Raw genomic sequence first — 14,038 nt, forward strand, 5'->3', positions numbered from 1 at the left:
AGCCGACCGATGAGCCCACGGACGAGCCGACCGATGAGCCCACGGACGAGCCGACCGATGAGCCCACGGACGAGCCGACTCCTTCTGGGGGCACTTCCCCAGGCGACCACTCCGACGACCAGACGCCCTCAGACGAGGAAACCCCCGCAGACGGTGGCTCTGAATCGCCGGACGAGGGCACGTCGACGGGCCAGACGGATTCGCCGGAACCGGGCACTGACCCTGAGACTGGCACCGACGCTCCTGCCGCCGAGCAGCCCCAGGCAGAGGGCCAGGGCGAGTCTGAGGAGCAGCAACCTCAGGACCAGGACTCCCAGGAGGCAGCCCAGCAGGATCAGGACGAGCAGGAAGGCGGGCTGGCCAGCACCGGTGCGCAGAGCGTGCTGCTGGTCCTCGGTTCCCTCCTGTTGATCGGTGCAGGTGCGGTCGCCGTCATCGTGACGCGCCGGAACCGCAGCCACGGCTGAACCTGACCGGACACGGGATCCTCACCGGCTGAGCTGAGGACCCCCTGGAAGACGAAGCAGGGGCGCAACGGAATCATCCGTTGCGCCCCTGCTGTGTCGTGTCGAGAAATCCGCGTCGCTGTTTCAGTCACCGGCGGCGCCGTCAAGGCCGAAAAACCCGTGAACCGTGACTGAAATGTGTCCCTCGATTCCTCCGACCATCGAAGCAGGTCGAAATCCAGGCCGCTCAGCCGCTCAGATCGTCACTTCGCCCCGCGGGGTCCGGAACGTCACGGACATGATGCCCGGAGTGCCCGAGGGCGCCACCCACTCGACGTCGACATCCTCGAACGGGTCAGCATCCGGACACCCCAGCCACTCAGCCACACGGTCCGGCGATCCGGCGATCGACAAGCGCATCAGCTCTGCCTCCGGTGCCATCGCCTGCGACGGGTGCAGCTCCTCAGAGCCCTCATCCCACCGCAGCAGGTACGGCACCTGCGGGTCCGCGATCAGGCCTTTGATGCCGATCTGCTGCCAGGTCAGCTCTGTGCCATCGGGGAACTTGCGATTGCCCACCACGGATTGGCGGCCCAGGCGTTTCTCGAACGGGCTGAGGTCGTCGACGGTGACGCACCAGCCCATCCACCCGCCGCCGATCAGGGACCGGTTACGCACCGCCTGACCGAACGGCGCCTTATCCGCTGAGGGGTGATCCAGCACTTCGACGATCTCCAGGTACTGACGGTTGGTCAGCGGGATGATCGCGTTGCGGGTGCCGAAGCGAGGATGGATCCCACCCTTGACGCGCTCGACCCCCAGCGCATCGACGATCCGGTCGACAGTGGCCTGCATACCGTCAGGTCCAACGGCGTAGGAGACGTGGTCCAAGCGCATCATGGCTCTATAGTGACACCGCCCACGGGGCAGACTCGAATCGAGGCTTCGCCCATGCAGACGCCCATGCAGACGCACGCGCAGATCCGCCGGTCAGCGCGTTCCCGGCGGTTTCGCGCCACCGTCTCAACGACGTCTCAACGAAGCCGTCGTCAGCAGGCGGGGCACCCCAGCGGCGCGTATCCTGGTCGGGTGCTCTCCACCGCTCTGAAGCCGAAATGGATCGCGATGCTCGGCCTCGCGCTGCTGCTGGCCACTGTGTTCGTGGTGCTCAGCGCTTGGCAGTTCGGAGAGTCCCAGACTGAGTCCGTCACCGACCACGAGGTCACCGAGAACCCGGTGCCGTTGACCGAGACCTTCCAGCCCGAGCAGGCCATGAGCGGCTTCGACGCCGATCAGATGGTCACACTCTCCGGGCAGTACGTAGAGGGCACCGAGGTCTATGTCTCTGATCGACTCCAGGACGGTGACCTCGGCTATTGGGTGCTCGGTGCCTTCGCCGTCGACGGTGCCCCCGACGACGAGGTCATCCCGATGGTCCGCGGCTGGGTGGAGGACCCTGAGGAAGCCGGCGAGCTGCCGAGCGGAGAGCTCGAGGTCGAAGGACGGCTGCTGCCCACGGAGGCGCCCGTCTCCGAGGAGCGGACGCAGCGGCTGGTGTTCCCCTCGCTTTCCGCGGCCGAGTTGATGAACTACTGGGATCTGCAGTCCTACTCGGGGTTCGTCGTCGCCTTCGAGATGACCGAGGACGGCGAGGACGTGCTGATCCCCGAAGGCACCGGTCTGCAGGAGATCGGGGTGGACCCGCAGCCTGAGACCAGCGACATCAACTGGCTGAACCTCTTCTACGGCGTGGAGTGGACGGTCTTCGCGGGGTTCGCTTTCTACCTCTGGTGGCGGCTGGTCAAGGATGCGCACGAGCGTGAGCTCGAAGACGCTGAGCTCGACCGCCAATGGGAAGAGCAGTGGAAGCGTGAGCAGGTGGAGAAGCTGCGTGCCGAGCGCGCTGCGGGTGCTGAGCATGCCGGGGGTGCTGGGAGCGCTGAGGGGCACACAGATCATGACCAGGAGGGCCGATGAGCCAGGACGCGAAGAATCCGGACGCGAAGAATCCGGACGCGAAGAACCAGGGATCCGCCGAGCCGACTGAGGAGGAGCTGGCCGCCGTCGGGCCTGCGCCGCAACGGCCCAGGAAGCGGCGTTTCCAGGGCACTGCCCAGCAGATCTCCGGCTCCCTGACGTTCTACAAGGTCTTCGCGTTCATCACCGGCATCATGCTGCTGCTGCTCGTGGCGAAGATGATCATGGACTACGGCTTCGGCCAGGAGATCTACATCGGCGGCACTACTGCCTCCGGTGCAGAGAACACGTTCGGCGTCCATCCCGAGGGCGCGGTCACCGGGGGGCAGGCCGTGTCCTTCTGGGTGGCCGTGGTGCACGGCTGGATCTACGTGATCTACGTGATCGCCGGGTTCCGCCTCTGGTACCTGATGAACTGGCGGTTCTCGCGGCTGGTGATGATCGTGCTCGGCGGTGTGGTGCCGTTCCTGAGCTTCATCGTCGAGCGCAAGATCGCCTCCGAGGTCCACGGGGAGATGCAGGCCAACCCGGAAGCCGTGCGGCGGTACTGACACCCCTCGCGTGGCTCACCCTGGGCCTGCTCCTCTCCACCGAGGGAGAGAATCTGGTCCCCGCGCCCGGCGTGTCGCGGTCATTCTTGCTCCCTCGATGACCGGTGTGGGCACCTCCCCGATCGAGGGAGAGAATCTTGCTGCGCGGATCGGCGTGTCGTGACCACTCTTGCTCCTTCGGCGAGGTTGGTCCCGACAGGGTTGGTCCGATGCCGCACATCGAGGGAGAGAAAGTCGTCCTCGGCACCGGCGCGTCGTGGTGAATTTTTCTCCCTCGATGGCGGCGGGCCGGTGGCAGGGGAGAGCGGGCCTGCTCATCCTTCCCAGCCGCGCGAACGCAGCGCACGTACAGTCTTCCGCACCGCGGGCGCGGCAGCCGAGTGCATGTGGTCTGCGGTGATCACCACCTGCAGCCACCCCTCCTCTTCCGTCGCTTCCTGCCGGCGGACATCCTTGCGGATGCGCAGCGGGTCGGAGTGCGGCGCGCCGTCGTACTGGACAGCCACCTTGTACTGCGGGAATCCCAGGTCGGGGCGGAACAGCACGCGCCCATGATCGTCGACGACGGCGACGTTGACGTCGGGCTCCGGCAGGCCGGCCAGATGGAAGGCATAACGCAGCCGCGTCTCCGGAGGGGAATCCGCCCCGACACGCGCGAAGCCCAAAGCCTCACGAGCCCGTCGCACGCCCCGGGCCGGTCCCTTGCGGCGCAGAGCCTGTTCTAGCTCAGCAGGAGTCGCCAGCGGCACCGAGCGCCCCTCCCATTCCGGCCACGGGTGCCTGATCGCCTGATCAGCCATCACCAGCCCGTCGATCATCGGCAGGTTCGCCGCGCAATCAGCCCAGGTCCGCGCCGGGGAGGTCACCCGCACCCCGTTGACCTCGATGACGTCCTCCTGCGACAGCGCCGACCGGTGCCCGACGACGACGCCGGGCCGGCGCATCTGACCACCCGGGCGTGGTGAGGTGATGTGGAACGGCGGTGCGGGCGGGGCGTCGGAGAGCCCGTGGATGATCGCCGCGGTCTGGTGGGAGACCACATGCGGACCCTCGGCGGTGAGCGCCTGCACCAAGGCCCACTCGGGTGAGGGCGGCCTGAGTCTGAGAATCTTCTCGATCTCCTCGGCGGACTCCGCGCGGGGCAACGGCAGGTACAGGCCATGTGCGAGCCGCAGCGTGGTGCCGACGGCGGCCTCGCGACGCAGCCGAGTCTCTGGGAGGCCGTTCTCCAGCAGGTGGCGGCGTCGTCGTCCGGCGGGGATATGCGGTGGGTGGTCCGTCGCGTGGATGATCTCGGAGGAAAACCGGTTTGGCATGTTCACATCACAGGCCAGCTCTGATCGTTTTCGATACCGCCGGTGTGCGAGCTGTGGAGAGCCCGGGCTTGTCGTCGTCGCGGTGGGGCTGCTGTGGAGGAACCGGATGCGCTTAGGCGAGGGTCATCTGTGCCCGAGACCTCCGTGGCTCGGAGCTGCGTCTCGCGCAGATCCCCGTCATCGAGGGAGAGAAACTGGTCAGCCAGCCCGGCGTGTCGGCACCAGATTCTCTCCCTCGGTGGAGGGGATCCGCGCCCGGCCCATCGAGGGAGAGAACCTTGCTGCGTGGATCGGCGTGTCGTGGCGAATTTTGCTCCCCCGAGAACTGGGAGCCGGGAACTGGGAGTCCGGGAGTCGAGAACTGGGCCTGAGAACTGTGGGTTCGGGAGCTGGGGGTCTGGGGTCCGGGGCAGAGAACCGAGAACCGAAAACTGAGAACTCAAAACCGGGAACCGGGGACCAGAGGCCGCGAATCGCGGGGCGTGGCCACGGTCTCAGGCACCTCATCGGCTCCCTTAGGATGGAATCTGTGACTGAACGCCCTGAAACTGCCGCACAGACTGTGCTCGTCGTCGACTACGGCGCGCAGTACGCCCAGCTCATCGCGCGCCGCGTGCGCGAGGCCCGGGTGTACTCGGAGGTCGTCCCGCACACCCTCTCCGCCGCCGAGATCATCGCACGCCGCCCGGCCGCCGTGATCCTCTCCGGCGGCCCATCCTCGGTCTATGAGCCCGGCGCCCCTGCCGTGGAGTCCGAGCTGTTCGACGCCGGCATCCCCGTGCTCGGCATCTGCTATGGATTCCAGGCCATGGCCCACGCGCTCGGCGGTGAGGTCGCCCGCACCGGGGACCGCGAGTACGGCAAGACCGACGTCACCGCAGAAGGCCCCGTGCGCAGCCTGCTGGAAGGGACCGACGACGTCCAGACCACATGGATGTCCCACTCGGATGCCGTGCGCACCGCCCCAGCTGGTTTCGACGTCCTGGCCTCCTCCGACGGCGCCCCGGTGGCGGCCTTCGCCGACGCCCGCCGGCGTCTCTTCGGGGTCCAGTGGCACCCCGAGGTCAAGCACTCACCGCAGGGCCAGCGGATCATCGAGAACTTCCTCTACGACGGGGCCGGGCTGAGCCCCGAATGGACCACCGGAAACATCGTCGAGGAACAGGTCGCCGCGATCCGTGCGCAGGTCGGCGAGGCCCGTGTCATCTGCGGACTCTCCGGCGGAGTGGACTCAGCCGTCGCCGCGGCACTGGTCCAGCGGGCCGTCGGCGAGCAGCTGACCTGCGTCTTCATCGATCACGGACTGCTGCGCCACGGCGAGGCCGAGCAGGTGGAGCGGGACTTCGTCGCCGCCACCGGGGCGAAGCTCCACGTGGCTGACGAACGGGGCCGGTTCCTCACCGCGCTGGCGGGCATCACTGACCCGGAGGAGAAGCGCAAGGCCATCGGTCGTGAGTTCATCCGCGCCTTCGAAGCCGCTGAGCACGCGGTGCTGGATCAGGCGGCGGCTGAGGGCGCGCGCGTGGAGTTCCTCGTCCAGGGCACGCTCTACCCCGACGTCGTCGAATCCGGCGGCGGAGAGGGCGCGTCGAACATCAAGTCCCATCACAATGTGGGCGGGCTGCCTGAGGACATGGAGTTCAAGCTCGTCGAGCCGCTGCGTTCCCTGTTCAAGGACGAGGTCCGCGCCGTCGGGGCCGAGCTCGGACTGCCCCAGGAGATCGTGGGGCGCCAGCCGTTCCCCGGCCCGGGCCTGGGCATCCGCATCATCGGTGAGGTCACTGAGCACCGGCTGGACATCCTGCGCCGGGCCGACGCGATTGCCCGGGAGGAGCTGACCGCGGCAGGTCTCGACGGCGAGGTCTGGCAGATGCCGGTGGTGCTGCTCGCCGACGTCCACTCAGTGGGTGTGCAGGGCGATGGGCGCACCTACGGGCATCCGGTGGTGCTGCGGCCGGTGAGCTCCGAGGACGCGATGACGGCTGACTGGTCCAGGCTTCCCTACGACCTGCTCGGCCGGATTTCCACCAGGATCACCAATGAGGTCGAGGAGATCAACCGGGTGACTCTCGACGTGACATCGAAGCCGCCGGGAACTATCGAGTGGGAATGATCTAGCATCGTTCCACCGGGACATGACCACGCTGGAAGGGCGAGTGTGAGCACAGAGGAGACGACGTCCGACGGTCGCGCATCCCAAGATGAGACCGCGGGGGAGGGGAACGCCTCGGCCGAGGCCGTTGAGCAGCACGAGAGCGCTGCTGAGCAGCCGGAACCTGAACACGGTGATGCCGCCGAGACCTTGGATTTCGACGCGCACGGACTCGAGGCTGACAGCGCGGGTGCCGAGGCCGCGGAGGCCGACGACGCAGACACTGCAGGCGCAAATTCCGACGATGCAGATACCGACGGCGCCCAGCACACCACCGACCTCTCCGACGTCGACGCCGAATCCCTGGTGACCGCCTGGATCGACTCGCTGGGCGGAGACACCGACAACGATTCCCTGCTCCGGTTCACCCCCTCGGCCCATGCGTCCATCGACCTCACTGAGGCCAACTCCTCCGGGCTGATGCAGCTGATGGCGGGGCGGCGCACCCGGCTGTCGACCATGCTCATCGACGCCACCGCCTTCGAGACCGCGCGCACCGCCGCCCACGGAATCCGTACCAAGATCCGTGAGCTGGCTGAGGAACGCGGCATCGAGGCCGGGCACCTCGCCGTCGGGGTGGCGTCCTGGTCGGAGACCACCGCGGCGGGAGTCGAGCAGTTCACGGCACCGCTGATGCTGGTGCCGGTGAGCCTCCGCCGTCGTGCCGAGTCCCCGGACTTCGAAGTCCAGTTTACTGACACCGCCCGGCTCAACCCCGCCCTGGCCCGCCATATGGCCCAGCGCCACGGCCTGCACCTGGACCCGGAGGAGTTCTACGCCGCCGGGTACGCCACAGCCCGGCTGGATCAGAGCCGGCCCGCTGAGCTGCTGCTGCGCCTCGCCGCCCAGGCCACGGAGACCACGGGGCGCCGCAGCGCCGCCTTGGCCTCACTGCAGGTGTGGCGGCAGGTGTACCTCTCCACCTTCGCCGATTTCGCCGATGCCAGCTCCACAGTTCTCGATACCGGTCATCCGGTGTTGGGTGCCTTGGCTGCGCACACCACGCTGGATCAGTCTGAGGCGGAGGCCGCCCAGCAGGGGCTCATCCCCGTGGATGAGCGTGCCCCGAAGGACGAGAAGCTCGTCCTCGACGCCGATTCGGACCAGCAGGACGTCCTCGACGCCGTGGGGGCCGGGCGCAGCGTCGTCGTCGCCTCCCCTCCGGGCACCGGGCAGACCCAGACGGCGCTGAACGCCGCCGCTGCCCTCGCCTGGGACGGCAAGCAGGTGCTGGTGGTCGCCGAACGCCCCGCCGCGCTGGAGGAGTTCCGCACCCGCCTGGGGCAGGCCCGGCTGAGCACACTGGCGCTGCACGTGCCGGCCTCTTCCACTGCTGAGGACCTGCGCGATCAGCTCGTCCGCTCGGTCAAACGCGCCGAGCGCACTGAACCGCCGCGTCTGGCCTCTCTGCACCAGCGGCTCACGCAGAGCCGACATCAGCTCATCGACCATGTCGCCTCCCTGCATCACGTGCGTGAACGGTGGGACTGCTCGCCGTACCAGGCCATGCAGGCTTTGGCCGCGCTGACCGCGATCAACCCGGCCCCGGCGACGTCGGTGCGGCTCAAACGCTCCGTGTTGGACAACACCGTGGACCGTTCGGCAGTGCAGGTGAAGCTGCGCCGGGCCGCGGAGCTGGGTTCCTTCGACGCCGCTACCCACGCCAGCCCGTGGTACGGCGCCCGGTTGCGCAACCGTCAGGAGACCGATGACGCTATGGAGGTGGTCGGGCGTCTGCGTGATGAGCTGCCCCGGCTGAAGGGGCTGATGGAGACGGCTGTAGCCCTGACCGGGATCCGGATGGGCGGCACCTTCTCCGATTGGCATGCCCAGGTGCTGCTCTTCCAGCGGATCCAGGAGTCGTTGGGTGTGTTCAGCCACGATGTCTACACCAAGCCGGTGGATGATCTCATCGCGGCCACGGCTCCGGGGTGGTGGCGCCGGGAGCAGGGGGTGGAGATGTCCTCGATCGCCCGTTCGCGGCTGCGCCGGGTGGCCAAGGAGTACGTCCGCCCGGGAGCTCACGTCTCTGACCTGCACGGGGCGTTGGCTGAGGTCTCTCAGGAGCGCGAGGAGTGGATGCAGTGGGCCGGCGAGGAGTCACTGCCGTCGGTGCCGAAGAACCTGGATCCTTTGGCTCGGGTGATGGGGGAGGTCCAGGCCCTGGTGGAGGAGCTCATCGAGGGGCTGCGGCTGCCGGACCCTGATGATCCTGATGACCACAGCCTGATGGATATGCCGGTGGAGCAGATGCTCACCACCGTCGAGGCTCTTGCCGATGATGCCGGTTCCCTTGACACGCTCCCGGAGCGGACCCTGCTGGTGGAGCAGCTGAGGGAGCAGGGCTTCCGTGAGCTGCTGGAGGACTTCGCCGCCCGCGGGGTCACCCGTGACCTGATCGATGACGAGCTCGAACTGGCCTGGTGGCAGTCCGCTCTGGAGGCGATGATCTCCGGGGATGACTACCTGGCGATGACCACCGGGGAGAACTTACGCAGCATCGAGGAGGAGTACCGGGCCGCGGATGCTGCGCATATCGAGACCGGGGCCCAGCGGCTGAACCATGCCCTGGCCTCCCGGTGGAAGGCTGCCGTCGAGCGCCACCCGGAGGAGGCCGCCCGGCTGCGGGAGCTGCTGCGTTCCGGGCAGGCCCGGGTGGCGGATCTGCATACGCTGGGCACTGATCTGCTGCAGCCGTTGGCGCCGATCTGGCTGAGTTCCCCGCAGGGGCTCTCCGAGCATGTCCCCGTCGACGCCGAGTATGACGCGGTCATCCTGCTCGAAGCGGAATCACTGGCGGTGGCCGGGGCGCTCGGGGCGATCTCCCGGGCGCGGCAGGTGATCGCCTTCGGTGATCCGGTCTCCGGCTCGCCGAAGCCGCTGCAGGTCTCGGCCTCGTCACCGTCCTCGGCGGCGCGCGCACCGCACCGACTGACCTCGATCCACACCGCCCTGGCCCGGGTGTTGCCGCAGCTGCACCTGCGCCGGGTCTACCGCGGGGTGGACCAGGAGCTGACCGGCCTGCTCTCGGAGGCGCTGTATCAGGGGCAGCTGCGGAGGCTTCCGGATGCCTCACAGCTGACCGGTCAGGGGCGGCGGGTCACAGTGGATCATCTCACCGAGCAGCCGCCGCGGCCCGGGGCCCGTGACCAGGTCGATTCACCCACTGCTGAGGTCAACCGGGTGGTGGACCGGGTCTTCGATCACATTCGTTCGCGCCGGGACCGGTCGCTGGCGGTGATCACCGGTTCTGAGGCGCATGCGGTGCGGGTTGCCGACGCGGTGCGGCAGGGGTTGGCCCATCATGCGTGGGCGCGGCCGTTCTTCGCGGACCAGGAGAGGGAGCCCTTCGTCATCGCCCCGGTGGAGCGGGCGGCGCACATCGTCCGTGACGAGGTGATCCTCTCCCTGGGCTACGGCTTCAGCCTCAAGGGCGAGCCCACCCACCAGTTCGGAGCGCTGTCCGGCGACCGCGGCGAGGAGCTCTTCGCGACGGCGGTGACTCGGGCCCGTGAGCATCTCAGCGTGGTGACCTCGCTGGTCCCGCAGGATCTCGACTTGCGGCGGCTTGAGGCGGGATCGGACCTGTTCATGAAGCTGGTGGATCTGGGGCTCAACGGTGCGGGGAACCCCACCGGTTCAGCCTCGCTGACTGATCCGCTGGTCCTTGATCTGGTGGATCGGATCCGTGCCCGCGGCGGACGGGTGGAAGATGGTTTCCGCGGCACGCTGGACCTGGCGGCCTGCCCGCGACGGATCACCCCCGAGGTGCCGGTGACGCCGCTGGCGATGGTCTCCGACGGGACGGCGCATTATGCGCAGATGCCGGTGCGTGAGCGCTCGCGTCAGATCCCCGAGGCGTTCGCGCGGCATGGCTGGCATCATATGGTGCTGTGGACGATCGAGGTCTTCGCTGATCCGTCCGGCTGCACTGAGGTGGTGGCGGAGAAGGTCGGGCTCGGTGCGGGCCCGGAGTTCGCCGAGCATGGTCGCGTGCCGTTAGCCGGGATGGCCGCTGGTGCGGCGGAGCAGGGGCGCCAGGTGCGTTTCGGCGGTGCGGCCGATGTGGAGGATGAGGATGCGCACCGCCGTTCGAAGCGCTGGCTGACCCCTCGTGAGCGCAGCCGACGTCTGCACTGAGGTCGTTGTGAGGAACGAGGCTGAGGTGACGGATGTGGGCGGCGGGCCGACGCCGTCGCCGGGCGCCGGTTCCGGGCGGCGCGGCCGACGTCGTGTGGTGGCGCCGCCGACCTCGGGGCAGCCCGAGGAGGTCGAGGCGCAGCCCTATGTGCCCGCAGGGTCTCAGGGTGAGCCGACGGGGGAGGGGCCGCATGCGGGCGGCGATCCGGAGGACGATGCGGCCGCCCGCGAACGCTGGTTCCGGGAGCAGCGCCCTCCGCATTGGTGACCCTCGGCGAGTCCAGGGCTTCTCGAGAGCCTCAGGCGTGGAGGTATTGGTCGAAGGTCATCGGTGGTCGGCCGGTCAGCCGGGTGATGTCACTGCGGCGCTCAAGCTCCCCGGCGGCGATCGCCGTGTAGGTGGAGACCCATGCATCGAGCTGCCACTGTTCCACCCCGTAGTTGCTCCGGGAGGCGTAGGCCTCCTCCACGCTCTCCCGCCGGTAGGCCAGGCGCCGGCCGGTCGCCGCAGTGAGCGTCCGGGCGATCTGGGAGAGCGTCAGGGCCTCCGGCCCGGCCAGTTCATAGATCTGCTCCCGGTGATCCTCCGCACGGCGCAGGACGGCGGCAACGGAGGCGGCCACGTCAGTGTGTGAGACCGCTGCCACGCGGCCGTTGCCACCTGGACCGCGGATCACCCCGTCCTGCCCGGCCATCGCCTCCAACAGGGAGAAGTAGAAGTTGTCGCGCAGCAGCGTCCACCGCAGGCCGGAGGCGCGCAGATGCTCCTCGGTGCGGTGATGGGTCCGGGCGAAGGTGAAGGTCGCCCGCGGTGAGGCCCCGGTGAAGGACAGGTACACCACATGGTTGACCTGGGCGTCCGCGACGGCGTCGATGAAGGTCAGATGCTCCTGCAGCCGCTGCGGCGATTCTGCTGCGGAGACCATGAACAATACATCGACCCCGTCCAGTGCGCGGCGGGCGGCCTCGGCGTCGCCGTAGGTGGCGGTGTGCACCTCGGGAGCGCTGCGCTGGTCCGCGGTCAGAGGCTGGTCCGTTTCCTGGTCGGCTTCCGGGGCTGCTTTCGGGTGGGCTTCCGGGGCTGCGGGGAGTCCGGGCAGCTCCGGGAGCCGTGCCGGATCGCGGACGATCAACCGCAGCCGATGGTTCTCAGCGCTGAGCCGCCGGGCGACTCTGCTGCCCACGGCGCCTGTGGCCCCGGTGATTCCGATCAGCCCAGTGTGCTCTGCCATATCCGGTCCTTCCGCGTCAGCGGCAGGTTGAGCCTCCTCCCCAGGGCGGGGAAAGGGCCGCAGAGACCGTGCGCTCTCCACAGGTGCCGCCGTGGGGCGAACTTATCGGGTCAGAAGCCGTCATGCTCAAGATCATGACTCTCACCGCTGACACACCACCGGGATCCGAGGCGCCGACCGACCAGATACCCTTACCCCGCCGTGAGGCGCGAAGGATCCGACGCCAGCATGCTGAGCCTGTCACCCCGACGGCGACGACGGCGGAAGCACCTGATCAGGAGGCTCCACGACGGCAACCCGCGGGACTACCAGCACGGCAACCGGCGCCACGGTCGGTGCCCCAGCAGGCTCAGATGCCCGCACTGAAACGTGGGCGGCACCGTGGAGGACACCGCGGACGACGCCGCGCCGTGCCCCGAGGTCGTCGGCTGGTCGGCTCTCCGCTGCGGCTCTGGGTGCGCAGGCTGCGTCTTCCCCTGCTCGTCGGGATCATGGTCTGCGCCGGGGCGCTCGGCGCCCTCGCGGTGGCGGATGATCCCGAAGAGTTAGTCGACGTGGTGCAGGTGACCTCGGCGGTGCCGGCCGGGGAGGAGCTGAGCGCCGGTACGCTCCAGCTGGTCGAGGTGGACAGAGAATCAGTGGCCGAGGATGCGGTGACCGATGTCGAGGAGCTCAGTGGCCGCCGCTCGGCGGTTCCGTTGGCTGCAGGAGCGGTGGTGGCTGAGTCACATCTGGTGGGGTCCGGACTGTTGGCGCAGCAGCCGGATGGGACCGTGGCGGTGCCGGTACGTGCCGCTGATTCCGCTTTGGTGACCATGCTCAGCCCCGGCCAACGTGTTGATGTGCTGTCCTCCACGGACGGCGCGGGTCGGGAGACTGCCTCAGAGACTCTGGCAGACTCGGCCACGGTGCTTTGGACTCCCACCAGCGAGGACGATTCCTGGCTGGCCTCCTCAGCGGAGTCCGGAGACGTGGTGATCGTCGCGGTGGATCCGGAGACGGCCGAGGACATCGCCCGCGCGGCACATCAGGGCCGCCTGCACCTCAGTCTCGTCGGGTAGGCGCTGTGCCCGCGTGATCCGGGTGCATGACCTCAGCTGGTGGATGACGATCCGCTGGACGAGCCCGCCCCAGACGAGCCCGATGAGGAGCCGGAGGTGCCGGCTGAAGCCTTCGAGGCATCTGAGGAACCCGAAGAGGACTCTGAGGACGTCCCTGATGACGACGAGCCCGAAGAGGCAGAGGAGGACGTCGAGGAGGAGCCGCCGGAACCTGCACCGGACCGGGAATCGTTGCGGTAGAACCCGGAGCCTTTGAAGCTCACGCCGACGGAGCCGAACTTCTTGCGCAGAGAACCGCCGCAGGAGGGGCACACGGTCAGCGAGTCGTCGGTGAAGGACTGGTGCACGTCGAAGGCGTGTCCGCAGTCCTTGCACACATAGGCGTAGGTGGGCATGGCAGTGTCCTCATAGTGTCCGTCACAGGTCTGGGCGTGGCGCCCTCAGGCGCCGATCGATTCTATCCCGTCTTCGGTGAGTATCCGTTCCGCACGCAGATCATGGGCCTCAGCGGAGAACGCCCCGGCAGTCAGCACCTCTTCAGCGTGCACCACCGCCCACAGCGCTGGGGTGATCACCGGTGGAGCAGCCACCAGCGCAGCGGCCAGCCGGTCATAGTACCCGCCGCCCTGCCCCAGCCGGGCGCCCCCGGAATCGACGGCCAGCGCCGGGACCAGCAGCACAGCTGTGGGCTCCTCACCGTGTTGCCGGCCCGAACGGTCAGCATGTTCCTGCAACCTGGCGTGGAGATCCCGGGCCTCACCCACCGGCTCCTGGACCGGAGCATAGGCGCTGGTCTGGAGCGCCGCCTCCGGGTGCCAGTGGACCCAGCCCAGCTCCCGACGCTCCGCGCCACCGAGGATCCGCGGCACCAGCACCGCCCCGCCACGGTGTAGATGCTGGGTCAGCATCGGGCGCAGGTCAGGCTCACCGGGCATGGGCAGATATCCGACCAGCAGCGCCGACGTCGGCACATCAGCCAGTGCGTGCTGGGCCAGCGACCCTGCCCGCTCGGCGCAGACCTCGGGCGTGAGCTGGGCACGCCGGGCACGCAGACGGCGGCGGACCTGCGACTTGGCGGAGTCTGCGGCCGAGCCAGAGGGCCGGCGTGCTGACCACTCGTGTGTGTCATCCGCTGACGTGTTCATCACAGAATCAACTTCATC

The 14,038-nt window shown here is 68.4% G+C and carries 11 protein-coding genes and 2 pseudogenes; 8 read left to right on the forward strand and 5 right to left on the reverse strand.

Annotated features, from left to right (window positions below; genetic code table 11):
• A pseudogene (locus RIL96_RS11230) lies at positions 1-467 on the forward strand (PT domain-containing protein); the annotation flags it as partial.
• Between the two features lie 234 nt (positions 468-701).
• Here RIL96_RS11230 and RIL96_RS11235 read toward each other — a convergent pair.
• Positions 702-1,346, reverse strand: coding sequence for a VOC family protein (locus RIL96_RS11235; RefSeq protein WP_310549116.1), 645 nt, complete (start codon positions 1,344-1,346; stop codon positions 702-704).
• Between the two features lie 189 nt (positions 1,347-1,535).
• Between RIL96_RS11235 and RIL96_RS11240 the strand changes: the two genes are divergently transcribed.
• A complete protein-coding gene (locus RIL96_RS11240; protein WP_310549117.1) occupies positions 1,536-2,423 on the forward strand; it encodes an SURF1 family protein in 888 nt (295 codons plus the stop codon).
• Complete coding sequence (locus tag RIL96_RS11245; protein WP_310549118.1) at positions 2,420-2,974, forward strand: DUF3817 domain-containing protein; 555 nt, start codon at positions 2,420-2,422, stop codon at positions 2,972-2,974. The genes RIL96_RS11240 and RIL96_RS11245 overlap by 4 nt, the downstream gene beginning before the upstream one ends.
• Before the next feature lie 314 nt (positions 2,975-3,288).
• On the opposite strand, the gene RIL96_RS11250 is transcribed toward RIL96_RS11245, so the two are convergent.
• Positions 3,289-4,290 carry a type IV toxin-antitoxin system AbiEi family antitoxin gene (locus RIL96_RS11250; RefSeq protein WP_310549119.1) on the reverse strand — a complete coding sequence of 334 codons (1,002 nt, stop codon included), beginning with the start codon at positions 4,288-4,290 and terminating at the stop codon, positions 3,289-3,291.
• A gap of 520 nt (positions 4,291-4,810) precedes the next feature.
• On the opposite strand from RIL96_RS11250, the gene guaA reads away from it, so the two are divergent.
• Genes guaA through RIL96_RS11265 form a run of 3 tightly spaced genes read left to right on the forward strand, consistent with a single transcriptional unit; the run spans position 4,811 to position 10,850 of the window.
• Positions 4,811-6,403: a glutamine-hydrolyzing GMP synthase gene (guaA, locus tag RIL96_RS11255; RefSeq protein WP_310549120.1), complete on the forward strand. Its 1,593-nt coding sequence runs from the start codon at positions 4,811-4,813 to the stop codon at positions 6,401-6,403.
• 45 nt (positions 6,404-6,448) lie between these two features.
• On the forward strand, positions 6,449-10,582 hold the full coding sequence (locus RIL96_RS11260; protein ID WP_310549121.1) for a DUF4011 domain-containing protein: 4,134 nt from the start codon (positions 6,449-6,451) through the stop codon (positions 10,580-10,582).
• A 25-nt stretch (positions 10,583-10,607) separates the two neighbouring features.
• On the forward strand, positions 10,608-10,850 hold the full coding sequence (locus tag RIL96_RS11265) for a hypothetical protein (RefSeq protein WP_310549122.1): 243 nt from the start codon (positions 10,608-10,610) through the stop codon (positions 10,848-10,850).
• A gap of 31 nt (positions 10,851-10,881) precedes the next feature.
• Here RIL96_RS11265 and RIL96_RS11270 read toward each other — a convergent pair whose 3' ends face one another.
• Positions 10,882-11,814 (reverse strand): SDR family oxidoreductase, encoded by a 933-nt coding sequence (locus RIL96_RS11270; RefSeq protein ID WP_310549123.1) that lies wholly within the window; start codon positions 11,812-11,814, stop codon positions 10,882-10,884.
• 353 nt (positions 11,815-12,167) lie between these two features.
• Here RIL96_RS11270 and cpaB point away from each other — a divergent pair, with 353 nt between their 5' ends.
• Complete coding sequence (cpaB, locus tag RIL96_RS11275; RefSeq protein WP_310549124.1) at positions 12,168-12,875, forward strand: Flp pilus assembly protein CpaB; 708 nt, start codon at positions 12,168-12,170, stop codon at positions 12,873-12,875.
• Between the two features lie 39 nt (positions 12,876-12,914).
• Positions 12,915-13,115, forward strand: coding sequence for a hypothetical protein (locus RIL96_RS11280; protein WP_310549156.1), 201 nt, complete (start codon positions 12,915-12,917; stop codon positions 13,113-13,115).
• Positions 13,116-13,129: 14 nt separating this feature from the next.
• On the opposite strand, the pseudogene RIL96_RS11285 reads toward RIL96_RS11280, so the two are convergent.
• Together RIL96_RS11285 and RIL96_RS11290 are read right to left on the reverse strand one after the other, a co-directional pair.
• Positions 13,130-13,270: pseudogene (locus RIL96_RS11285) on the reverse strand (FmdB family zinc ribbon protein); the annotation flags it as partial.
• A gap of 45 nt (positions 13,271-13,315) precedes the next feature.
• The gene (locus tag RIL96_RS11290) at positions 13,316-14,020 is read right to left on the reverse strand and encodes a 5-formyltetrahydrofolate cyclo-ligase (protein ID WP_310549125.1); all 705 of its coding nucleotides are present in this window, start codon (positions 14,018-14,020) and stop codon (positions 13,316-13,318) included.
• Between the last annotated feature and the right edge of the window lie 18 nt (positions 14,021-14,038).

Source organism: Nesterenkonia aerolata, assembly GCF_031470965.1.
GTDB lineage: Bacteria > Actinomycetota > Actinomycetes > Actinomycetales > Micrococcaceae > Nesterenkonia > Nesterenkonia aerolata.